At 49.6% G+C, this 23,442-nt stretch carries 15 protein-coding genes; 5 read left to right on the top strand and 10 right to left on the bottom strand.

What is annotated here, in order from left to right; genetic code table 11:
- Positions 1-121: 121 nt before the first annotated feature.
- The 3 genes from DDZ15_RS00175 to DDZ15_RS00185 all read right to left on the bottom strand — a co-directional run bounded on the left by DDZ15_RS00175 (position 122) and on the right by DDZ15_RS00185 (position 7,129).
- Positions 122-3,256 (bottom strand): S41 family peptidase, encoded by a 3,135-nt coding sequence (locus DDZ15_RS00175; protein ID WP_109643652.1) that lies wholly within the window; start codon positions 3,254-3,256, stop codon positions 122-124.
- A 137-nt stretch (positions 3,257-3,393) separates the two neighbouring features.
- Positions 3,394-4,629, bottom strand: a complete 1,236-nt coding sequence (locus DDZ15_RS00180) for a cation:proton antiporter (RefSeq protein ID WP_158278562.1) — start codon at positions 4,627-4,629, stop codon at positions 3,394-3,396.
- Between the two features lie 289 nt (positions 4,630-4,918).
- On the bottom strand, positions 4,919-7,129 hold the full coding sequence (locus DDZ15_RS00185) for a TonB-dependent receptor (RefSeq protein WP_158278563.1): 2,211 nt from the start codon (positions 7,127-7,129) through the stop codon (positions 4,919-4,921).
- 200 nt (positions 7,130-7,329) lie between these two features.
- Here DDZ15_RS00185 and DDZ15_RS00190 point away from each other — a divergent pair, with 200 nt between their 5' ends.
- The 5 genes from DDZ15_RS00190 to DDZ15_RS00210 all read left to right on the top strand — a co-directional run bounded on the left by DDZ15_RS00190 (position 7,330) and on the right by DDZ15_RS00210 (position 13,785).
- Positions 7,330-7,533, top strand: a complete 204-nt coding sequence (locus tag DDZ15_RS00190) for a hypothetical protein (RefSeq protein ID WP_109643658.1) — start codon at positions 7,330-7,332, stop codon at positions 7,531-7,533.
- A 235-nt stretch (positions 7,534-7,768) separates the two neighbouring features.
- Positions 7,769-8,134 (top strand): hypothetical protein, encoded by a 366-nt coding sequence (locus DDZ15_RS00195; protein ID WP_109643660.1) that lies wholly within the window; start codon positions 7,769-7,771, stop codon positions 8,132-8,134.
- A 232-nt stretch (positions 8,135-8,366) separates the two neighbouring features.
- On the top strand, positions 8,367-10,754 hold the full coding sequence (locus DDZ15_RS00200) for a choice-of-anchor B family protein (RefSeq protein ID WP_109643662.1): 2,388 nt from the start codon (positions 8,367-8,369) through the stop codon (positions 10,752-10,754).
- 66 nt (positions 10,755-10,820) lie between these two features.
- Complete coding sequence (locus tag DDZ15_RS00205; RefSeq protein WP_109643664.1) at positions 10,821-11,927, top strand: beta-propeller fold lactonase family protein; 1,107 nt, start codon at positions 10,821-10,823, stop codon at positions 11,925-11,927.
- Positions 11,928-12,009: 82 nt separating this feature from the next.
- Positions 12,010-13,785, top strand: coding sequence for an FG-GAP repeat domain-containing protein (locus DDZ15_RS00210; RefSeq protein ID WP_158278564.1), 1,776 nt, complete (start codon positions 12,010-12,012; stop codon positions 13,783-13,785).
- Positions 13,786-13,970: 185 nt separating this feature from the next.
- Here the strand turns inward: DDZ15_RS00210 and DDZ15_RS00215 are convergent, their stop codons facing one another.
- From DDZ15_RS00215 to DDZ15_RS00245, 7 genes are all read right to left on the bottom strand, one after another.
- The gene (locus DDZ15_RS00215; protein WP_109643667.1) at positions 13,971-16,142 is read right to left on the bottom strand and encodes a S46 family peptidase; all 2,172 of its coding nucleotides are present in this window, start codon (positions 16,140-16,142) and stop codon (positions 13,971-13,973) included.
- 189 nt (positions 16,143-16,331) lie between these two features.
- The gene (locus DDZ15_RS00220) at positions 16,332-16,664 is read right to left on the bottom strand and encodes a hypothetical protein (RefSeq protein ID WP_109643669.1); all 333 of its coding nucleotides are present in this window, start codon (positions 16,662-16,664) and stop codon (positions 16,332-16,334) included.
- Positions 16,661-17,104, bottom strand: a complete 444-nt coding sequence (locus DDZ15_RS00225) for a MerC domain-containing protein (RefSeq protein ID WP_158278565.1) — start codon at positions 17,102-17,104, stop codon at positions 16,661-16,663. Before DDZ15_RS00225 ends, DDZ15_RS00220 begins: the two co-directional genes overlap by 4 nt.
- Before the next feature lie 207 nt (positions 17,105-17,311).
- Positions 17,312-18,133 carry an SMC-Scp complex subunit ScpB gene (gene scpB, locus DDZ15_RS00230; RefSeq protein WP_109643673.1) on the bottom strand — a complete coding sequence of 274 codons (822 nt, stop codon included), beginning with the start codon at positions 18,131-18,133 and terminating at the stop codon, positions 17,312-17,314.
- 134 nt (positions 18,134-18,267) lie between these two features.
- Positions 18,268-19,434, bottom strand: a complete 1,167-nt coding sequence (locus DDZ15_RS00235; protein ID WP_109643675.1) for a succinylglutamate desuccinylase/aspartoacylase family protein — start codon at positions 19,432-19,434, stop codon at positions 18,268-18,270.
- Positions 19,427-21,319 (bottom strand): glutamate-cysteine ligase family protein, encoded by a 1,893-nt coding sequence (locus DDZ15_RS00240; protein WP_109643677.1) that lies wholly within the window; start codon positions 21,317-21,319, stop codon positions 19,427-19,429. The genes DDZ15_RS00235 and DDZ15_RS00240 overlap by 8 nt, the downstream gene beginning before the upstream one ends.
- Before the next feature lie 25 nt (positions 21,320-21,344).
- The gene (locus DDZ15_RS00245; protein ID WP_109643679.1) at positions 21,345-23,270 is read right to left on the bottom strand and encodes a CBS domain-containing protein; all 1,926 of its coding nucleotides are present in this window, start codon (positions 23,268-23,270) and stop codon (positions 21,345-21,347) included.
- Positions 23,271-23,442: the final 172 nt, after the last annotated feature.

Consider the following 23,442-nt stretch of genomic DNA (forward strand, 5'->3'; position numbering starts at 1 on the left):
CTACGAAAGTCACGATAATTTGTTCAAAATGCACATAAATCCTGTCGCATCACAGCAAATATCCCGGCCTGGTACACACATCAACACGCACAAACTTAACTACGTAAACACTTTACCACGTCTACTCCTCCCCGAGCTGCTCCATGATATACTGAATCGCCCGGTTAAGCTGGGGATCGTCAGCACTCATACGATCAGAAAACGAGTTGTTGATCCGGATATCGGGTGCAACACCGGTTCTTTCCAGGTTCTCACCGGTAAGGGTATATACGCCCCAGGATGGCAGCCTGTAGAACGACCCGTCTACCAGCGACCGGCCGCTTGTGAAGATGATCCACCGGTAAGTCTCCATGCCTATGAGAGTGCCCAGGCCCAGCTCTCTGAAACCGGCGGCAGTCATCTCCGCATCGCTGAGGCTCTGCTGATTGATCAGCATCACAATGGGTTTCGCCGCCGGTGTAAAATTGGACTGCGTGGCAAGTTCTCCTTCGCGGTACCCCCAATAGAGATATGGACGCTGAGAAAGAAAACGGAGCACCTCGTCGTGCACATTGCCGCCGGTATTGTACCGAAGGTCCAGGATCAGAGCATCACGGCGCTTGCCCTCCGATACCATCTCTTCCTTGAAGTGCTGCAGTTCTCCGCCGCCCATGTTTTTCATATGCACGTAGGCAATTCGCTCATCTGAGGCTTCGTCCACAAGCTTCTGCCGTTCGTCAATCCATTCGTCGTACAGCAGGTTGCGAATCGAAAAGTAGCTGGCCGGTTCCACTTTTATCTCATAAGAATTCCTGCCGCGATCAAAAGCCAGGGTGATCTCTTCATCGCCTGAAGGAGCCGAGAAGTACGACTCCCTGTTAACGTTCGGGTCCACGTCCGTTCCGTTTACACGCACCAGCCTGTCGCCGGGTTCGATCGTCTCGGCATGATGCCATGCGGGTGACTGCCGGACTATTCGCTTTACCACATAGGGATCATCCGGCTCAAACAGGATCCCGGTTGCCTGAGTCATGGTACCGTAATAGACATCCTCCTCATCTCCTGACGACGAAAATCCTACGTGTGATGAGTTGACCTCGCCAAGCATGTCGTTTTTAAGCTCCCGCAGGTTGTCGCGCGTGCGAACATGCGGCAAAAAGGCACGGTACTGTTCCCGAACCTCTTCCCAGTCGGTGCCGTGGAAGGTTTCAATGTAAAAGTTGGCTTCGAAGTTGGCCCACATCTCTTCGAACATCTGTGTGAACTCGTCGCGCAGGTTTCGCCTGAATGTGTGCCGGGTTTCAATTTTTTCAACGGTTCCGGCCGATACGTTCATCTTGTGAATCTCCCCTCCCAGGAGAACCCAGTGCGAACCTCCTGCCTCCACGATGGAACCGCTCCATGATTCCGTACCCCCGATTTTTTCCGTTTTTGGACTCTCGAAAGGCTCAAATGTCGTTTTCCACCATGCGGTGCGCCCTTCGTCGTGATTGGAGCGATAGAGTACCACCGTTTTTTCCCCGTCGAGCGTTACAAATGGCGACGACTGGGTGCCGAACGACTGCCCCACCTGCTCCCAGCGGTCGTCAAGGCCCTCTTCCCGGATGGTTACCGTAACCACGGAGTCCTTCTCTGATTCCTCACCATCCTCCTCAAACAGTTTGCTGATGCGATCGGACCTGAATTCGGGCTCAATCCGGTCCAGTGCAATCCGGTAGATGTCGGCATCGCGCATTCCGTAGGGGAAGGACGGTTCGGTGCGGTTGGTCTGAAAGTAAATATACCTGCCGTCGGGCGACCAAACCGGTGACGTTTCCGATACAAAGGTGTCCGTAATCTGAATAACTCGCTCTTCCTCTGTATCGTACAAAAACAGGCTCTGCTCGAAATCCCTGTAGGCTGTGTAAAGGATGAAGCGATCATCCGGAGAGAAAGAAGGGGCTGAAGCCCTGATATCCCAAATCTCATCCTCAACCACCGTTTCGCTGTCACCGGTCTCCACATCCAGCAACCGCACCTCGCCTCGGCCGCTCAGATAGACACCCTTTGTGCGGTCGCCGTTTAGTGAAAGCGACCGGTTATTCTGCATGTCCTCCGTAAGCTGCTCCTCTGCAGCTGAGCCGTCTGCGGCAATCCGGTACAGATTCTGATAACCATTCCAGGTTTGTGTAAACAGGAGGGTTTTGTTGTCGGCCTGCCACTTCACCTCCATCACGCGGCCCTCTTTTGCCGTATCAAGCCGGCGGATAAACCTGCCGTCCGCATCCGACACAAAAAGCTCGCCCCTTGATACAAACGCCAGCTTTTTCTTGTCGGGTGAAACGTCAAACCCGCTGATATTGCCGGATACCGAAAAATCCTGCATCTGCGACAACGTGGAATTCCCCGCCAGACGCACCTCTGCCAGTGAAGCTTCCGCAAGGGCTGTATCAAACACCCAAAGCCGGTAGTCGCGGGTAAACACCACCTTCTCCCCATTGGCGCTGACAGACGGGTGTTTGATGGAGGTTGGAAACGATGTCAAACGCTCCTTTCCGCCGGCAGTGAGCCGGTAGAGATTGTATTCTCCGTTATGCTCATCCGAAACAAAATAGATCGTCCCGGTACGGTCGATCGCTGGCCACATGTCTTTTCCGTTGAAGTCCGTATGAACCTCGTACTTCCCGGTTTCCGGATTCCAGGATTCTATCTGCGGTGCAAAGGAACCCCTGTAGCGCTTGCGGTGTGCCTGGTTTTTGCTCTCCCAGGAGGTGTTGAAAAAGATGCGGCCGTCGGGATGAGCGGCTGCATTATGGTCGGTATTGTGGTAGTGGCTGAAGACACGTGCAGGGGTGCCTCCGTTGAGGGAGATCTGCCATGTACTGAACCGGTTCTCACGGCTTGAGGTGAAATGGATGGTTTGCGAATCCCAGCTCCATCCCTCCACTTCATCTGCGGCCTGGTGGAACGTGAGCTGACGAATCTCGCCCCCCTCAATGGGCATTATATACACATCCATATTTCCGTACTGCTCTGATGAAAAGGCAACCCACTGTCCATCGGGCGACACTTCCGGCCGGGTTTCAATCCCATCCATGGCTGTGAGGCGAACGGCCTGCCCGCCCTGTGAGGGAACCATCCAGAGATCACTTTCGTAGCTGAAAAGAATGTGTTCACCGTCGGGCGTAAGGGTTGGGTGGGATGTGAAGTAGGGCGCATCGACCTGAGCGGCGGCCGGATTCATATTAATAAACAGGAACAAAGAGGCGGTAAAGATGGAAAAAAGAGTTCTGAACATGAGCAGGTTCAATCGTTTTGTTAAAGGTCTACGACGGAATATAGCAGAAATCGGTTGGGGAGGAAATTCCTGTTCAAACCATACGCTGCGGGTACCCGTTGTTCCGTGGCAATGAAGCTTTACGTTGAAGGTTCAGGTCAGCTTATTTCTGTTTTTTCAGGGTCTATTTCACCTGCTTTGATCAGGGAATATTTCGCAGCCACGGGCCCCAAAAGCTCGTGGATTACCACGGCACCCATAATCACAGCCAGAAGTAAATCAGAGATTGCGGTAAAAGTATCCTGCTGGTAAATGCTTAAAACCAACCCGATTACGATACCCCCTTGAGGCAGTAATCCGCCCGCTGTATATTTTTGTATTGCAGGTTTTGCGCTGACTATTTTTGCACCCAGGCCCGCTCCCAGAAATTTCGCGACCGTTCTGAGAATTACAAACAGTACTATCAACAGTGTTGCCTGAGGAATAGTTGAAATATTGAGCTGCATACCGCTCAGCAGAAAGAAGAAAAGAAAGATAAGATCCTCCGTATAGCGCTCAATAATTTCAAATATCACTTTCTGATTCCCCGACTTATTGACAACCACAATCCCCATGGTCATTGTAGCCAGAAGAAGATCTGCATGTATCGCTTTCGCCAATCCAACACAAAAAATAATCAGCGAAAATATAATCACCACCCATTGTCCCTCACCTTCTACCTTGAAAAACTTCGCAATCGGATCAATGAAAAGCGCAACCACAATCCCGATAAGAATGGCGATCACTATTTCATAGAGACCATTTAGCGCAGGATTTCCAAACAATCCGGCTTCGCCCCCCGCAAAGAAGAAAATTACGGTAATCGTAAGGCTGAACATCAACACACCGAGTACGTCATCAAGCGCCGCTACACCCAGAATCGTATCCGATACTTTCCCTTTGGCTTTATATTGGTGCATCACGGCAAAGGTTGCCGCTGGCTCTGTGGGAATGGCCACCGCGCCCAGCAGAAGAGCCAGCATCAGAAGTGCAGTGGTATCGAAAGGGAGCGATGATGGAAAAACCAGCCCAATCCCCAAAACACCACCGGCAACCAAAAACAAAGGAACCATGCTTGCCATCATGGTGATGCTGATAATTTCCTTTTCATGTTTTTTCACTTTGGACCATCGCAGTGCTCCCCCTACCTCAAATGTGATGAAAGCCAGGCACACTTCCATGAGTGGAAAGGTTCTCTCCATAATGTCTGCCGGAACAAAATCGAAGGTATTTGGGCTGAAAAGGATCCCTGTGGCAATGTACCCGATGATCCTGGGTAAGCCCATTTTGTCAAAAGCCCATCCGGCGGTGTACCCAATGATAAGAATCAAGCCAATTGTGAGCAGAATATTCAATGTGTATCCCTCATTTGAATGAGCTGATGATTTAGTTTTATCAGGCCAAATAACCTGAATTCGTCATCAGCTTAAGCACTCTCACGTTCCGATTCATGAAATATACCAAATTCATGCACTACCCTTCTGCTAAGCTATGTAAGCTACAAAATGCTCCTGTAGTTTGGATCATTCTGAAGAAAAGAAAGTACTTCGAAGGACACTGAAAACGCATTACTTACCCATATTTTTCTTTGAGAAGAGACCGCAGCAATTGTGCCTGCCGAAATGATAACCATATAACGCCTGTTTAAAACTCCCACCGGAGCATCACATTCACATTGCGGCCGGGCATGGGGGCGTTGCGGTTTTCAACGCGGCTGAGGTGGTCGCGGTAGCGCTCGTTGAGCAGGTTGTCGAGGCGCATGCTGAGGGTAACTCCGTGGCCAAGCCGGTAGCCGGCATCTGCACCGATCAGTACATAGCCATCTGTCGGACGTTCATTTGGTGCGACACGGTCCTGCCGGCTCACAATCCGTACGCGCGGACCCGCATGCCATTTTCCCTGTTCGGCCCTGAGGGAAGCGTAAACCCGGAACGGGGGAATAAAGGTAAGATCGTTGCGGTTGCCGGTATACTCGTACCCGCGCACATAATCGGCTCCCGCTTCCGCCGACAATGTCCGGCTAAGCCTGAGGCCTGCCATTATCTCGAAACCATAAAGGATTGCATCTTTGGATCCATACTCGAAAATCGGAAGTCCGGAGGGTTGATGTGTCTCACCCGTGGGAAAGAAATCAACGTAGTTGCTGATTCGATTGGCAAAAAGAGAGATCTGCCAGCTGATCCGCTCGCCGCTGTAGTCTGCAAAGGCATCCGCACCCAGGCTGATTTCATTTTGCAGATTCGGGTTGCCGCGATCGAACGATCCGGCCGCCGCATGCGGGGCGAAGGAGTAGAGCTCCTCGATGGTAGGCGTGCGATAGGCTCGCGCCACCTGGAATCCGGTCGTAAAACGGTCACTTCGTGAGTAGTTCAGCCCCACTGCACCGGAAAAGATCAAGTCGGTTCGGTCTTCGAATATGGATGCATCCCTGAACAGTTCATTGGTTTTCACGCGCGTATCTTTCCACTCCATACGCAGTCCGGTTTTCATGGAGAGTGCATCGGTAAGCCCGATCTCCTCATAGATAAAGCCCGCCAGAAACGTACCCGCTGCATTGGGAGTGAGTGCATCCCCTCCCCCAAGCTGCAGGGCCGACCGGTTAAAACTCAGCCCCAGGGCTCCCTCGAATGGGCCGGTTTTGCGATGGCGCAGGAGAAGGGAGCTGCTCAGCGTCTGCTGGGCAAAGGTTATCGCCACAAACTCCTCCACAGTGCCCTGCGGAACCCTGCTGATCTCCACTTCGTCGTGACTGTAGTCGCTGTAGTGCATACGCAGTTCCGCATGCTCAAAAAAGCGGTCCATATCCATGGTTGATATGCTCTGGATGTTGAGACGGTTCATGCGGATTTCGATCGACTCGTTCAGATCATCAATCATTTCCGGCAGACCATAATCAAAGTTCATACCGGTGATAGAGAGGCCCGTCTCCACGGGGCCTAATCGATATCCCAGCCCGCCTCCAAAGCTGAGGTTTCGAAGCGCCGTATCGGGAAGCGTACCATCCGGCGTGGTGAGATCACCGCCGTTTCGGTAGATCATGCGTCCGGTCACCGCAAACCGGTCGGTTCCGTAGCGCGTGCTTACGAGTCCTGCCCCCATGCTGTTCATGCTGGAAACGTGGGAGGCAAGCGCCGAACGGGAACCGGGATCCCACTCACGCGGCATATCGGCGCTAAATAGATTCACCACCCCGCCAATGGCGCCGGAACCATACATCAGGCTTGCAGGGCCGCGCACCACTTCCACGCGGTCCATAGCCAGGGGATCCAGGCCTACGGCATGGTCAACGGCAGTACCCGAGAGGTCGCCCATGCGTTCACCGTTTTGCAATACAAGCACCCGGTCGCCATCAAAACCACGGATAACGGGACGTGCCGGGGCCGAACCGAAGGAGCGGGTAGTCACGCCCGGATTGCCGTCCAGGATCTCTCCCAAGCTGGGCGCAGCACGCTGCTGCAGCTGCTCAGCACTGAGCGACTGTGCCGGCTGGTACTGAACCGAGCGTCCGATCGGGGAGGCGGTTACGATGACATCGTCCGATTGTACCACTGAGGCACGGAGTTCAAAGACAGCTTCTTCTTCCGAAGGATGACTGATCTCCACAATGAGCGGCTCAAAGCCCAAAGAGCGCACTTCTAAGGTCCATTTTCCGTGATCCAGATTTTCCAGTGAAAACCGCCCGCTGTCATCAGCCGATGCGCCTTTTTGCAGAGCTTCAATGAAAACGGTGGCCCCCGGAACAGGCTCTCCGCTTCCGGTTTCCACAACGGTACCTGAAAAGGCTGTTTGTGCATGAGCACTGAACTCGTTAAGATTCAATAGTGTACAAAAAAGTAAAGCGTATAGCGGTTTCATAATCCTTTCTGATGTGAATGAAGCAGTTTGTATACCGGAGGCTGCCGTCCGAATCATGCACAAATTTAAATAATATTTAGCCTAAGCTAAAAATAAAATTTGAAAGACTAACACCTCGGTCTGGATATGAAATATGGCCGAAATAGGTCGCTTAAAGCAGGAAAAAGATAAGTGCGGAGCAGTGAACCCGTTTACGCAGTGTGGCTCTCGACACAGACCTGGCACTCCACCCACTCTTCGCCTGGAATGTGCTCGATGGCTTCCGGGCTGTTGCCCTTCTCAAATGCAGGTTTAAACAGAACATCTCTAAATCGCTTTTAATGATCAATCGCCAGAACAACACGATGATCACGCTGAGTGTCCTGAGTGTCCTGAGTGTCCTGAGTGTCCTGAGTGTATTTTAAAAAACATGTCAAAATAGACCTTTGCTAAAGTGCATCTTTACGATCGAACGACACGTGTCGATTTGTAACGATATATCAGGGCTGCCTTTCTAATCAGTTCATACATTTTTCATTTTACCTCCGAGGCCCTCCTTCAAACGTCGTTTAGCTAATCACTGAGGCAGTACAGGAAGCATGGGGACAAGGGATTGTAGAAATTGGGCAGGCTTACAAGAACAATGAAGATTATCGTGAAGTGGCATCCAACCACGTACGGGAATTCTACGCCTATGGAGATGAAACCATTCTGTTCAAACCTACTCTGGCATCAGAAGATCAGTTCCGTGAAGATTTTGATCAGGCACTGAGTTATTTCGTCGGTACTGAGGGTACGGAGGATGGTGGGTTTGCCATTGCTCCATATACCAATGTGCGATGGGAAAATGAGGGTACGGTTATTGACGAAGATGGAGACATGGCGGTGGCCATGGGCAACTATTTCTTAACCGGAACCGACGGTAGCGAAACCAAAGATGAGTATTCATTTGCCTATATGAAAGATGATGATGGCAACCTGCGAATAATCCTTCATCATAGATCATTACACTACTCTCCAAGCTAATAATTTTCAGATTTACTGTATGATCACATTGGGCGCGGTTCCTTTTTAAAGGCATCGCACCCATTATTACAACATCTGAATAACATCTGAGATCAGAACTTTCGCAACCCGAAAAGTAAAATTCGGTTAATAGATTGAACAATTCGTCGGAAATTGATTCAAATTTGAACGCTGTGCCTTATTTTCGACTTTTAAATTTTGACGTAAATCCTTCAACCAAATCAACTACCTCATGAAGAGTTTATCCATGTTCCTTTTTATGTTTCTTACACCGATGCTTACGCTTTCGGCACAAACGATGGCAGGCGGACAATTCAGCGAGATGCGAGGCTTTGCTCAGGCCGTGGCGGTGTCAGATGGGAATATTTTTATAGGTGAACCCCAGAATGTGCACAGGGCGGGTGTTGTCTATGTGTTTGGCCAAGCTGAGGGTGAATGGATCTCTCAGGCCGAATTGATGGCATCGGGCGGCGAGATTGAAGACCGCTTTGGCACCTCACTCTCGGTTGACGCCAACCGGATTTTTATTGGAGCTCCCGGCCTGAGTGGAAGCGATGGTGCAGCCTACCTGTTTGAAAACGCGGAGGGTTCATGGAGTGAAACGGCACGAATGGCGCTGCCATACGGAGCCAATGGAAGCCGGTTTGGAGAAAGCGTTCTGATTCACGGAGATCACGCATTTGTCGGTGCACCCGGCTACAATGAAGAACTTGGAGCCGTCTTCGTATACCGTCTCGGAGATGAAGGCTGGTCGCAGACGTCAATCATTGCTAGCCCGGATACATCTGCCGAAAGTGGTTTTGGCTCCACACTATCTTTTGACGGTTCAAATCTGGCAATAGCCGCTCCACAACAGGGTGGCGGTGCCGTTTATATCTACAGTGAAGAGGGCAATACGTGGAACGAGAGGACGATGCTCACAAACAATCAACCAGACAGCAGGGCACGATTCGGGTCAGCTATGCTGATGCGCGACTCCCACCTGTTTATCGGCTCACCACGGGAAAATACAGCTTCAGGTGCAGTTTATCACTATCAGAAAGATGAGGAGTCGGGTAACTGGACACAGACAGGGCGCCTGCTTGCATTTGATGCTCAGCCACGATACCAGTTTGGAAGCTCAATTACATGGACAAACAATGGACTCTGGATCGGAGCTCCCAACGCTGACGGAGGCCGCGGACTTGTTTATCAATTCAGCCAAAATGAGGAGGCAGATGGATGGTCTGGTGTTCAGGTAGTGACGCTCCCGGAGAGTTCACCCGGCGACGATTTCGCCGCGACACTGGCTGCCGATAGATCACTTGCCGTAGCAGGCTTGACGGGCGCTGACTACGGTGCAGGTTCGGCCGCAATTCTTCAGCAAAGCGAGAATGGAGAGTGGATTGCACAGAACATCGTGATTGGCACCTCAGATGCGGTACTGCAGCGTGTAACAAACGGCAGAGTTGAATGCCAGGATGGACAGGCCACTCTCTTCGGATGCGATAATGTGGATCTGATCTCATTCCTGCCGGTACATGAAATTGGCGGTAACCGCGGCGTTCGCCTGAACGATATGTGGGGCTGGACAGATCCGTTGACTGATCGCGAATATGCTATCGTTGGGCGCAACGAGGGAACCTCTTTTGTGGATGTAACCGATCCGTACAATCCGGTTTACATCGGCAACCTTCAAATGCCGGAGACGGCCGTTCAGAGCGTGTGGCGCGACATGAAGGTATATAAAGATCATGTGTTTATTGTGGCCGATAATGCCCGCGATCACGGAATGCAGGTGCTGGACCTGGCGCTGTTGCGAGAGTTTAGCGGCGAACCGATCGAATTTGAGGAGACAGCACACTACCGCAATATCCGAAGTGCACACAATATTGTGATCAATGAGGATACGGGCTATGCTTACATCGTAGGCAGCAGCGGCGGGGGCGAAACCTGTGGCGGCGGACTGCACATGGTAAATATTCAAGATCCCGTGAATCCCACTTTTGAGGGTTGCTTTGCCGATGCCACAACAGGACGAAGCGGAACGGGCTACAGCCATGATGCGCAGTGCGTGATTTATGACGGACCGGATGAGGAGCATAAGGGCAAGGAGATCTGCATCGGATCCAACGAGACCGCAATCAGCGTTGCGGACGTGACCGATAAAGATAACCCGATTCCGCTCTCAACGGCCTCTTACCCGGATTACGGTTACGTGCACCAGGGCTGGCTGACCGAAGACCACCGCTACTTTTTTCAAAACGATGAGCTGGATGAGCTGACGGGTGCGGTAGACAGAACCCGGACACTGGTTTGGGATCTTGCCGATCTGGATGATCCACAGTTTGTTCGTGAATTCTTTATCGATACACCTTCATCTGATCACAACCTTTACATCAAGGACAACCTGATGTACCAATCCAATTACGTGAGCGGACTGCAGGTTGTAGATGTCTCGGATCCTGCCAATCCGAAGCATGTGGCTTCATTCGATACCCATCCGTTTACACCAGACAGCCCCGGTTTCTCCGGAACCTGGAGCAATTATCCTTATTTCAAAAGCGGAATCGTTGTTATGACCAGCGGAAGGGAGGGGCTCTTTATCCTGGACGTACAGCCACAGGTAAATCTACCCTAAGCACCGGCAGCTGCAAAAACCGGCTTCGGGACCACGGAGCCGGGCAACCCATAACATTCAACAGATATGAATTCACTCCTGAGTTACTTCAATCTCAACATGGGTCTGCTTAGCGGACTACTGACATCATTTTCGCTGATTATTTTACCGCTGCAGCTCAATGCAGAACCGGCCAATGACAACAATCAGCGTATTTATGCAACCAACCAGGGTAGCGCCAGCGTGACTGTGATTGATGCCGTGACCCTTGAAGTTGTGGAGACTGTGGATCTGAGGGAATTTGGATTCTCAGCGATGGCACGTCCGCATCACGCCATCGCGGAGCCGGACGGGTCGCACTGGTATGTAACGCTGATTGGTGAAAACCGCGTGCTCAGATTCAATCGCGACAATGAGCTGATGGAACAGGCGGAGATTGAAGTACCCGGTCTGATGGCCATGGCTCCGGAATCAGGAAAACTCTTTGTGGGCCGGTCAATGAGCGCAGTGAACCCGCCCCAAAGCTTTACTGAAGTAAATTTTTACGGCATGACCGATCAGGAGGAGGTCGACCTCTTTTTCACCCGCCCTCACGCCATTGCGGTATCCCCCGACGAGGAGTGGATCTACGTTTCAAGCCTCTCTTCCAACCAGATTTTGGCTCGAAACATTATAACCGGCGAGGCCGACCTTATTTCACTTGAGGGCGACACACATGTTTTTATCAATTTTGCCATATCACCGGATGGAAACACAATGATACTTACCGGACAGGTATCCGGGTATGCACTCATTTTCGACCTTTCTGACCCGATGGCACCCCTCCTCACCGATACAGTTGATGTAAACCCGATGCCATGGCACCCCGTCTTTTCACCAGACGGAAAGTTTGTCTACTTTGCGAACAAAGGCAGCAATACCGTAACGGTTCTAAATATGGAAAACCGGACGGTGGATGCGGTAATCGAAGGAAATGGCCTTGCCCAGCCGCATGGCGCCGCACTTTCCTCAGACGGCAAATACCTGTTTGTCACCAGCAATAATTTAAATGGAAGCTACAGGCCCGAAGGTGCATCAGATGATGAAACGGATCTGCCGGGAACCGTTACGGTGATCGACACGGAGAAGCGCGAAATCGTGAAGGTGATTGAAACGGGCAAAAACACAACAGGTATCGGAACCGGAAACTGGTAATTTAAAATTCTGAATCAATCGTTTGAAGGTCGAAGAAGATACGCACTTATTGATGGTATGTCCCATAAGGTTTTGTATGCTCATGATGGCTGCGTTCGTGCTCTTCACGGCATGCCGGTCTGCAGGACCACTTCAAAAAGGTGAGCCAGAAGATCAATTTATAAGAGACGTAACCGCCTACCCGGTATTTAATTCGGAAGGAGACCGGATCTCTTTTCCATTTATGGGTGGCTTCAATGCCCCCCGTCCGCAGTTTACGGACATTGACGGGGATGGCGATACTGATCTCTTTGTGCAGGAGAACACAGACGAGGTGATCTTTTTTGAATATGCTGAAACTGAAGAAGGATTCCCATTGGTCTGGAGGAGTGACGAGTTTTTGGATCTGAGTGTTGGAGAGTGGTTTCGGTTTGTGGACCTGGATCAGGATGGAGACCCAGACTTATTGGCCGAGCAGCCCTACAGCTACATTCGGTACTATCGAAATGAGGGTACAGCGAAAAATCCCGTCTTCGTGCCTGCGCGCGATTCTCTCCGTGATGTAAACGGCGAACCGATCTTTTCCGACCGGCAAAATATTCCCAATGTTACCGATATCGACTGTGATGGTTTTCTGGACCTCTTTATAGGCCGTCTTGACGGTACGCTGACCCGGTATGAATCGATCGGACTGGATGATGAGGGAGTGCCGCAATTTGAACTTGTGACCGACCGGTTTGAGAACATTGAGATCGTACAACAGTTCGGCACCATGCACGGAGCCAACAGCATGGCGTTTCAGGACATCGATGGAGACGGCGACCAGGATCTGTTTTGGGGCGATTTTTTTGAGCCCAGCATCTTGCTGCTCGAAAATGAGGGCAGCTGCGGAGATCCGAGATTTCAGAACGAGCCGCGTCCGTTTCCGATCGGTAATCCTGCCAGCACCAGCGGCTACAATGCCCCCACTCTCACCGACTGGGATAACGACGGTGATACCGATCTCTTCCTGGGCGTGCTTGGCGGGGCCTACAACGCCATTGAAACCACGGCCGAGAATTTTCTCTTTTTTGAACAGGAAAACGGTGATTTCACACTTCAAAGTGAACAATTTCTCACAATGATCGACATCGGGGAGGAGTCGATCCCCGCAGCCGGAGACATCGATGGAGACGGGGATATCGACATCCTGCTGGCAAACAAGATTGACCCCTCGGACCGGCGCTCCTCTTATGTTTACATTCTCGAAAACCGCGGCACGGCTGCCGCACCCGAATTTCATCTGGCCGGTACACTCAACTTTCCGGACGCCTACCACTACGCCCCGGCACTGGCCGACATGGACGGAGACGGACTGGACGATCTCATTTTAGGCAACTGGAAAGGTAATATCGCGCTTTACCGCAACAACGGCTCGGGATTTGATCTGGCACAGGAAACACTCGCTGAGCTTCCAAGGGGAAGCAACGCCGTTCCGGTGACTGCAGATATTGATGCGGACGGAGATTTGGACCTGCTAGTGGGCGAATCGGGAGGAGGTTTACTCTTTTTCCGAAATACCGGAACACCTGAAAACCCCGGGTTTGTACTGGAGCAAGACGCCTTTTCAAACGTAGAAGTAACGCACCGTAGCGCACCTTCCCTTTATGATATTGATGCTGACGGCGACCTGGACCTGTTTCTTGGTTCCAAGCAGGAGGGTGTTCAATTCTACCGAAATACCGGTAATCCGCAGGAAGCCGTTTTTCAAAAAGAGCCACTGCCCTTTCATGTGGTCTCCACACAATTTATCACCCCAAGGTTTGCCGACCTGAATGGTGATGGCGATATGGAGCAGCTTTTAGGCGGACGAAGCGGAGGGGTTTATTTATATCGGTAGATTAGCATTGCAGAGGGCTTTGCAAAACCTCATCAAACCTCATCCCGTATACTGATACTGGATCTTCAAACCGCCATTCAGTTTTTACGGCAATCAAAATCCTGTACTTACAAAAAGCACAGGTATGCAAAGCCCTCAAAAAAAAGTATCCCTTTTACAGGAGAGCATAGTTAAAAATTATCGAATCAGTTTCTGGCGTTTTCCAGCTCTTCCACAATCCGGGTGGCGTTATAGACATTCCTTAGGGATTCCAGCATGCCGCGGACGTCAACAGAAACGGCACGTGCGCTGCGATCGTCCAGAATAAAGGTACTTGACCCCATACTTTCCACATTGCCGTCGAATGCCAATCCAACGACCTCAAGATCGATATTTACTACCGGTGATCCCGAATTTCCGCCGATGATATCATTGGTGGAGACAAAGTTTACGGGCGTAGAAAGATCGAGTGATGAAGACGGAGTTGCCCATCGCTCCGGCAAGTCCCACTCGGGCTCGCCTGTGTGTGAATAATGACGATCATACATACCATAAAACGTTGTGTAAGCAGGTGCTACGGTTCCGTTATATTCATATCCGTTCACTACACCATCCTGAATTCTGGGCGAGAAGGTTGCGTCAGGCGGAATCGATGTTCCGTAAACGGCGAACCAACCGCGGCCAAGTCTCGTTTGCAGCTCACTTTCTTCCTGTGACAGTTCCCTGAAGCGTTCGATGTTCTCAAACAGAGTCTCCCCGAATGTTTTGAAATAGGCTACAGCCGGATCTGATGATGCTGACTCACTGCTTTCAAGTAGTTCATCTGTTTTTTCTGCAGTCGCAAAGCCACTATTCTCTATCAAATTGTCAGCCACAGTTTCATAATCCTGCCCGTTTGTAATCTTCATCAGGTATGGGTGGTCAGTACCGAGACCATCTGCAAGATAGTTAAGGTGAGATATGATCAACTGCTTTTCCAGAAATGGCGGTTTGTCCTGGATGTTTTGTATCTGGTTAAGAATCGATGATTTTCTCTGCTCATTATCTTCAATTTGCTCCATCATGGCGTAAAAATAACCGCGTTGCAGTATTGCGGCAGAAGCAATAGAGTTTGGAGCAATTCCAAGCGTTATATACGGGTACGGCGCAAGTGCAGCCTTCTCTTCCTGAATCTCCGCAATACGATCAATGATAGGTATATATGTGTCGCGCAGCTCAGGCGACTCATTAAGTGCGTCTCGAAATTTCTGCTGGTTATCAACCTTTCGTCCCATCAGATATTCATTATTGTGGGCTTCAATTTGTCCGCTAAGCAGTTTTTGTGAGTTTTTAAGGCCAAAAATGGTATTTCTTAGCTGTTGAGCTTCGGGCGATTCGGGAGCATAATCAAAATAAGCCTCAAGACCTTCGATGAGTCGCGTAAACAAGCTGTGCCTGAACGGAAGGTCGTATGTACCGCTGTAAGCCAGCTGAGAAACCGTATTGAGCCTGGTTGTACGCCCGGGGTTGCCAATCATGAAAACACCATCCCCTTCTTCCGCTCCTGTTTCAGAAAATGGAAAGTAAAACTCCGGCTGATAGGGTTCATCATCCACATATACGCGGTAAAACGTCATATCCAGGTTGTATCTCGGATAGGTAAAATTATCTGAATCGCCGCCGAAATAACCAATTTGCAGTTCAGGCGCCATCACCATTCGCACATCCGTAAAACGTCGGAAAATGTACGCGGAATAACGACCGCCATTAAAAAGAGAAACCACCTGAACCTGACGGTCTCCATATTCAGCCACCTCTTCGCTGATTTCAGACTGCACCCTGCTGATAGCTTGCTGACGTGCTTCTGCCCGATTTTCAACCGGAACAGCATCCACATCACTCAAAATCCGATCCGTTACATCACGAATTTCAACAAGTTGATCTACATAATAATCCTCGATTTTGCGCTCATCAGATAGTGTAGATGCATAAAATCCATTATCAAGAGTATTCTCCCCTTCCATACCGATCTGGGTAATTGAACTTCGGGCACAGTGATGGTTGGTCATCACCAACCCCATATTTGACACAAACGAGCCGGAGCATCCGGGGATCCGAACCGCGCTCATTCGGGCATGCTCAAACCAGGCACTGTCGGGATCGAAATTATAGGTCTCGGCAAAATAGTCGACCGGCGCGTACTCGAATGTCCACATGCGGCCGTTGTCCAGGATAGACGATTCAACAGGCTCAAATTCGGGCAGCGTTGAGGCCGGTGCCTCCTGGGAGAGGGTTTGCTGTTGCCGGACTGTTTCTGTTGTATGTTGAGGAGCTGCACAGGCCGAAACCAGAAATAAAACGGTGATTATTGAGGCAAGTTTATTGAAGTATCGTTTCATCAGACAGATATTAGTTTAGATTTTAAAACTTTGAAGCTACTGCAAAATCGCAAGTCTCATTACGTTGAGTATCGGTTTCTTTTGCTTTCGGTAATCATCTGCAAATCTTCTATGTGCAGCTCAAGTTCGGTCATCGATAGTGACGTTTAGTAAACGTAGTAATCCAGGGCTCCCAGGCTCAGCATTGCTTTATCGGGCCTGTTCAACACACCTGGTGCACTCAACCCACTCTTCGCTTGGAATGTGCTCGATGGCTTCCGGGCTGTTTCCTTTTTCAAACACGGGCTTGAAGAGAACATTGCCTTCAGAATGTTCGGTGCCGCAGGAGTGGCAGCTTACCTCATGGTCCATGCGTATCGGCGTATAGCCTGTGATAACCCAGCCGTCATGCCCCTGGTGGGCGGCCAGGCTCTCAAGTGCTGCTCGTACCGTCAGCGATTTGTTTCCTTTGTAATATTTTTCCGACAACTTGTCCAGAAGGTCGACGGTCGCATTGTCGAGCGTAAAATTGAGCCGTTTCATGGTTTCTCCTGCTGATTATCCGGATCGCTTGCAACCGGATGATGTTTATGTGATGCAATGTTACAGGTACGATGATGCCTGTAATTTAACCAATGCCCCCATATCAATACAATACTTCCTGCAACGGTCACTCCGGTTTCGAACCAAAGGCCGATAAGGTAGTGGCCAACCAGCCATCCGATCAGGATCAAAGCAAAACCGCCCATAAGCAGGCCGGTGATCTTTTTGTCGTAGTGGCTTCGTCTGGATGCAAAGTAGACCGTAGGCGCTATGAGAGCTGCAAAGATGGGGTGGGCCAGCTCGTGCATGAACGTGGCAGAAGCCACAGGTAAAATTGCGATCAGGACAGGGAAAAACAGACAATGAACGGCACAAATGGTGGACACGCTCAGCCCGAATCGGTCCCATAAAATAGAAGCGGTGATACTCTTTTCAGCCAATTTAATTTAAATCATTTACATATTCAGTGTGTATTAATATACACACTTTAATGAAACAGGTGCAAGGATCGGGCTCATTCTTCTTCATTTGATGGAGCAGACGGGTATGAACCGACGCTGCGGCACTTTGGACTGGGGGCACTCTATGTTTATTGTCCCAATTAAATAAACCCTGACCTACTTGCCATTTTTCGGCAGGTCGCTGTCCTAATCACCTCCCTTTTTTTCCCTGTTCTCTTCATCCCGCTCCTCTTGTCCTGCATCATCTTCGGCTTCAGCTTCAGCTGCAGGGTTGGACCCAGACTCGGCAAAATCATCATCCGCGACATCATCAAGATCCACACCTTCCGCCTCTGCCCTGAATTTTTCGATATACTCTTCAATTATTTCATCCGCATTTTCATCTTCATCGAGCTCCATCTGTCGCTCCATGAGCAGCCGCCGGTGTTCCGCCATGTCGTCGTCCTTCAGGATCTCATCAATCTCCCGGGGTTTGGGAAGCTCATCCACCGCATTGATCCCGAAATGCTTCAGAAAGTACGTTGTGGTTTTATACAGAAGTGGCTTTCCGGGCGAATCAGCGCGTCCCGAGACCTTCACAAGCATTTTTTCGAGCAGCTGACGAAGGATATATCCTGAATCCACACCCCGAATCTGGTCCACTTCCGGTTTGGTGATCGGCTGCCGGTAAGCCACAATAGCAAGCGTTTCAATAGCGGGCTGAGACAGCTTGCGATATGCGTTTTCGTGCTGAAAAATACTTAGCCAGGGATGGAAACGGGGCTGGGTTACGAAGGTAAAGCCACCTCCGGTCTCTTCAATCCGGAACGAGAGGTCGTTCTCTTCGTACCGTCCGTTGAGCTGCTCCACAATCCTCTCAATTAAGGGCCGGTCAAGTTCCAGCTCTTCCTCACTTTCTTTTACGATCTCCGAAAGCTTTTCCCAGGATATGGGTTCGGGACTTGCAAAAATAAGCGATTCAATCACGGATGTGAGTCGTGTGCCATCAACAAAACGGTAATCGAGCATTCAGATCGGATGTGGTGAATGAAAAGTGGGTTGGAAGATAGAGTGAAAAGGGAAAAGTAGAAAGCTTTTTGAGATTGCTGCTTCTCGTGCAGAGAAGCTGGAAGTCGAACTGAGAGGAGGTCAGGGGTGAGTCCCTACCGTCGGTAGCAGATAAGCGTACTTCGGTCTTTTTCGGTGACTCTGTATCCCAGAAGGTGAAAAATTTCTTTCACGAAAAAGAGTGCAATATCCAGGTTCACTATGAACTCCTGCTTATCTGAGCGGGTAACTCCGGGCAGATAGGCAAGAAGACTGTGAATCGAGCTGTCCCGGAGCCAGGCTGAAAATGTGAGCCAGAACGGTGACACTTCACGAATAATCAAAAAACCATCATTTCCGCTTTTCTGATAGAGTGGCATAAAGATTCGACCCTCTTCCGGCGCTTTAATTACCTCACCCTCATCTATAGCAAGCGGTTCACCTTTCTCAACGGTATCAAAGTTCCTGTATCCAGGATACATGTTAAAGTTATTTATATCCTCAATGTAATGGTGGTATCTGATTTCGTAATAGGAATTGGGCATACCCGAATTGTCCACCATTTCGATTTCGTACTGCTCCAGATCGGGATAGCCGGCTTTGACCAGGCCGATATGGTGCAGAAGGAGTCTGATAAACGCTTTGCTTCGCTCTATGGATTCGAACGAACTGTGAGCACCCGCTTCAAAACCGATGGCGCGGCATCCCAGGTTGTTGATATAGCTAAGAAGTGTTCCGTGTATATTTTCCTCTATTCCCAAAATCTGAGGCACAGGAAATTTCTGTGCAAGCTCCCGATTGGCAAGGGTGTCGTTCAGCAAAATAAATGCGCAGCTTTCAGAAGAGGTGGTGTGGAGGTCGGCAAATAGGATATCCGGCCGGTCCTGTTCATGGGCATGCAGAATATTGTCAATCTCCGACTTGATTTCGAGACTCTCAAAGTATTCAGACGGCAGGGATTTCCCGGATTCAGCCAGTTCGGTAAAATCCTGGTCAGTATTGAATTTTTCCCAAAGGCGGTTCAGGTCCGTATCGACATAGCGCACACCCCGTTCCAGTGCTTCCAGGTTACCTGTAATGACATATATTTTTCCATCAGGCTCAATTCCGGAATTCATATACTCCTCCAGAATATTCTGTATGGCAACCACCCCGGCACGTTCATTTCCATGTATCCCGACAAAAAAAACAACAACGGGATATCCGGGCTTTCCTGCCCCGATACTTCGAACTCTTTTTGAAATAGTCGCTTGTGGTAAGTCTGTTTCAGAACTCTTAATCATTCTGATGCTTCATTTTTTCCCAGATTTCACGGGTGTCATGATCTGTTATAATACCCACCAGCCGGTTATCTTCCACGACGGGGAGGCAGCTTACTTTTTTATCAAGAAGCAGCAGCATCGCATACTTGAGATCATCATCCGGGCTGATTACAGCCGGATTTTCTTCCATAATCTCTGATGCTACGATATACGGATCGTTTGAATGTTTCTTAAGGTAATCATTCAGCCGCTTTTTTGTTATAATTCCTCTCAGTTCCCCTTTCGAACTCTCCACGGGCATGTGCCGTATATTTCGCCATTCCATAATTTTCTGGACCAATTCTGCAAGATCATTCTCCTGCACCGTCACCAGATCCGTGGTCATGACGCTGCTCACAATGTCATAACGCACTTTTAAATAATCGGACTTCTTTTTTCCGGCAACGTCCCACTCATAAACCGGCTTGCCTGTTTTACGCATTTCATCCATCACCGCCGTTAGCGCAACCGTTGCTTCTTCACGGTCAAAATGTTCCCGAAAATTCCGGTAGCTGGTCACAATCCATCGCGATCCGGTCATATGCGTTCTGGTTCTGCCCTCTATCACAGACAAATAATTCTCAATTTCTTTATCATCAATCCCAAGCTTTTTTAGTCCACCTTCTGCAAGCGGCAGCATCTTGTCCAGAATGAGAGCTTTGGCCGACATAAGTTCTCCCTCCCATACCATTCCGCTCTGTATGCCCCACATAGCCGCTTTATAAAAATTCTCCTTTGCTTCATCAAATGAGTGCTTATCCCAGTTCCCCCTGTAATTTTCGGGCATGTTGCTCATAATACCGACCCAAAAGGCCAGGTTCGCAATTTCATCTTTTTCCGTGGGACCTGATGGCATATAACGATTTTCAATGCGAAGGTGAGGAACACCGCCGCCCACGCCATAACAGGGCCGGTTCCATTTATAAATGGTTCCGTTATGGAGCTGAAGTGCTTCAAGTTTTGGAATACCGCCCGCTTTCAGGGTTTCAAGTGAATCGGTTTCAATTTTAGTGGAAAATAGCAGGGTATGTCTTGCAATGTCATTCTTGAAGACATCCCCCAGACCCTTAATCCACCTGTTTCCATAGGTAACCCGCTGCTCGCGTTCCCGAAAGTTGAACACTTTACCGCGTGTATCGATGCTTTGCTGAAATAACGGGATTCTGGTCTCTGCCCAAAGCTGCTTTCCCAACAGAAGCGGAGAGTTTGCAACGACAGACAGAACCGGTCCCGAAATCATTTGAGCCCAGTTGTACATATCGGCGAACTCGTCAGGCTGCACCTGTAGATGGCATTGAAAGCTGGTGTTACAGGCTTCAAAAAGGATGTTATCGTGACGAAGAATCAGTTCATCCACCCCTGTAATATTCATCTCAAACTCTTCACCCCGAAGTTCTGAGAGGATCTCCGCGAGCGCCCGATAGCGTATTTTGGGAGTAAGATAATCAAGCTGAACCGCCCTGAAATCAATCGAAGGCAGAATACCGGTCAGAATAATTTTTTCATCCAGCGAAGATGCCGCCTCTTCTGCAAGTCCTAGCATTTCAATAAGCTGCTTTTCAACCTTCGAAAAACAGTCGGAACAAACCTCACATGGGTCCAGGTTGATTTCCAGGTTATACCTGGCCAACTCCGACGTAAAGTGTTTATCGTCAATGATATGCAGAACGGTGGATGCATTTTTTGACGGCTTGAAGTGCCTGTCGACCAGACAAAATTCCTGCTCTGCCCCGATTCGGGTAACACCGGTCTCGAACATACCGTCGCGGAGCATTTTTTCGATTGCCTCCACATCGTGAAGAAGGTGTTTCAGAAAATATTTTCTGCTTTCCGGATCTTTGGCAATTGCTAAATTTTGGTTTCCCATTTTTTTCTGCTCCTCCTGATGCGGTTTATTTCTGCAATCTCTTTTTATCGAGCAATCGCAGCAGACGCTTTGTGATTGTCATATAGTTCTGCTCGGTAATGATGCCCACCAACCGGTTATTTTTCACAACCGGTAGACACCCTATCTTCTGCTCGTCCATGATTTCAATCGCCTCAAGTATGGAAGCTTCAGGGTGAATGGTAATAGGATTCTTGATCATGATCTCATCAACCGATGTGCTTCCATCTGTTTTCTGATGTATGATATCATTGTACTCCCTGAATACCATTCGCATTGTTACCAAACCCACAAGATGCTTGCTGTCGTCCTCCACGGGAACATACCGTATTCGGCGCCATTCAATGAGGTTCGCAACCAGTTCCAGAATATCATCCTTTTGAACGGTAAAGAGATCCGTGGTCATGAACTCCTCAACCAGGAGAGTTGAAGGCTGCCAGGTTTCCATATCGTCCACTTTGGCGAGGCCCCACTTATGAATCGGTTCTCCTTTCTTCTGGTTTTTTACCATTGCATTCGTAAGGGCCGTAAGAGCCTGCTCCCTCGACACTTTTTTACTCAGAGAGTTATAAGACTTAATCATCCAATAGCTTCCAGTGCGGCCGGCTTCCGTACGTTCACCGATTATATCAAGATAGCTGTCCGCATCGCCCTTGTCTACCCCTGCTTTTAAAAGGCCCTCCACGGCAATCGGAAGCAGCTCTTCACAGATCAGATCCACAGCCGTATATCGTTTGTCATCGATCCAGCGGAACTTCGTTTCCAGTCCCAGTTTGGAGGCCGCAAAAAAGTTCATTTTAGCATCGTCAAAATCCATGGTGTCAGAGATATTCCCATATACATCTCCCATTCCATTGAGCAGGCCAAGCCAAAAAGCCGCATTCGCTATCTCATCCGTCACCGTGGGTCCGGAAGGGAACACCCTGTTTTCAATTCTAAGGTGAGGCTTTCCATTGCTCACACCATAGCAGGGCCGGTTCCAACGATACACGGTACCGTTATGAATTTGCAATGCACGGAGCTCCGGAACCGTACCCTCTTCAATCATTGAATCAACGTCTTCATCAATATCGGAGCTTAAAATGACACGGTAACGCGCAATATCTTCCTGATAAATTTCGAGGATACTCTCTTTGAGCCATTGGTTTCCGAATGTAACCCTCGGACTTGAGTCTCTCAGGTGATCCCCCACCTTGCGGGTATCGACCGACTGGTGGAAAAGCGCAATTCTGGTCTCTGCCCAAAGCCGCTTGCCGAAGAGCAAGGGAGAATTGACAGCACAAGACAGTACAGGGCCCGCAATTGCCTGTGCAAGATTATATTTTTGAACGAACTCATCGGGACTCACCTGCAGGTGCACCTGAAACCCGGTGTTGCACGCTTCCAGAAGCGGTGTATTGAACCTCATTAGCAGTTCATCCGTGCCCTGTATCCGAAGATCATACTCTTCACCGCGAAGCTTATTGATCGCGTCACAGAGCGCGCGGTACCTCGGAAGCGGGGTCAGGTTGTCGATGCTCAAATCCGATTTCCGAATGGTTGGAAGCACTCCAACCAGGGTAATATCTCCATTCAGTTTATTAATGGCATCGCGCACAGTATCCAGTTTCTGCAGAATCTGAGTCTCCATGCTCGAAAGGCATTTATCCTTAAAGAGAAGGGGGGTCAGGTTTGCTTCCAGGTTAAACTGTGCCAGTTCGGTAGTAAAGCTCTGGTTGTCAATGCTTTGCAACAGGTCCATTGCACGTGAAGCAGGCCTTGTATAGTTGTCAATAAGGCAAAGCTCCTGTTCCGCCCCGATACGGACATTATCAGTCTCAAACCAGCCGTCGTCCAGCATCTTGCGCATAGCACGTACATCCCTCAGCAGATACTTAAGAAATTGCTGTGACTGCTCTTTCGACTCCGGTAATTTTACGCGTTCATCACCCATAAATACAGACTATAGATTCCATCGTCCTAATAATTGAATAATTCATTCAGAAAGCAAGTGGTTTTTAAGGGCATTAGTCATGAGTCTTGAGTATGGAATCTCAGGTCTATCGCAGACATGGTATGCCTGTATTGTGCTGAGCCGTTGATCCGCGGCGGAAACCGGATTCGAT

Origin of the sequence: Rhodohalobacter mucosus, assembly GCF_003150675.1 — a bacterium.
GTDB classification, from domain to species: domain Bacteria; phylum Bacteroidota; class Rhodothermia; order Balneolales; family Balneolaceae; genus Rhodohalobacter; species Rhodohalobacter mucosus.

Coding starts and splice junctions, on each gene's coding strand:
- DDZ15_RS00205 (WP_109643664.1), top strand. CDS start 10,821: ATGAATTCACTCCTGAGTTACTTCAATCTCAACATGGGTCTGCTTAGC.
- DDZ15_RS00220 (WP_109643669.1), bottom strand. CDS start 16,664: ATGAAACGGCTCAATTTTACGCTCGACAATGCGACCGTCGACCTTCTG.
- DDZ15_RS00200 (WP_109643662.1), top strand. CDS start 8,367: ATGAAGAGTTTATCCATGTTCCTTTTTATGTTTCTTACACCGATGCTT.
- DDZ15_RS00245 (WP_109643679.1), bottom strand. CDS start 23,270: ATGGGTGATGAACGCGTAAAATTACCGGAGTCGAAAGAGCAGTCACAG.
- scpB (WP_109643673.1), bottom strand. CDS start 18,133: ATGCTCGATTACCGTTTTGTTGATGGCACACGACTCACATCCGTGATT.
- DDZ15_RS00240 (WP_109643677.1), bottom strand. CDS start 21,319: ATGGGAAACCAAAATTTAGCAATTGCCAAAGATCCGGAAAGCAGAAAA.
- DDZ15_RS00210 (WP_158278564.1), top strand. CDS start 12,010: ATGATGGCTGCGTTCGTGCTCTTCACGGCATGCCGGTCTGCAGGACCA.
- DDZ15_RS00175 (WP_109643652.1), bottom strand. CDS start 3,256: ATGTTCAGAACTCTTTTTTCCATCTTTACCGCCTCTTTGTTCCTGTTT.
- DDZ15_RS00185 (WP_158278563.1), bottom strand. CDS start 7,129: ATGAAACCGCTATACGCTTTACTTTTTTGTACACTATTGAATCTTAAC.
- DDZ15_RS00215 (WP_109643667.1), bottom strand. CDS start 16,142: ATGAAACGATACTTCAATAAACTTGCCTCAATAATCACCGTTTTATTT.
- DDZ15_RS00235 (WP_109643675.1), bottom strand. CDS start 19,434: ATGATTAAGAGTTCTGAAACAGACTTACCACAAGCGACTATTTCAAAA.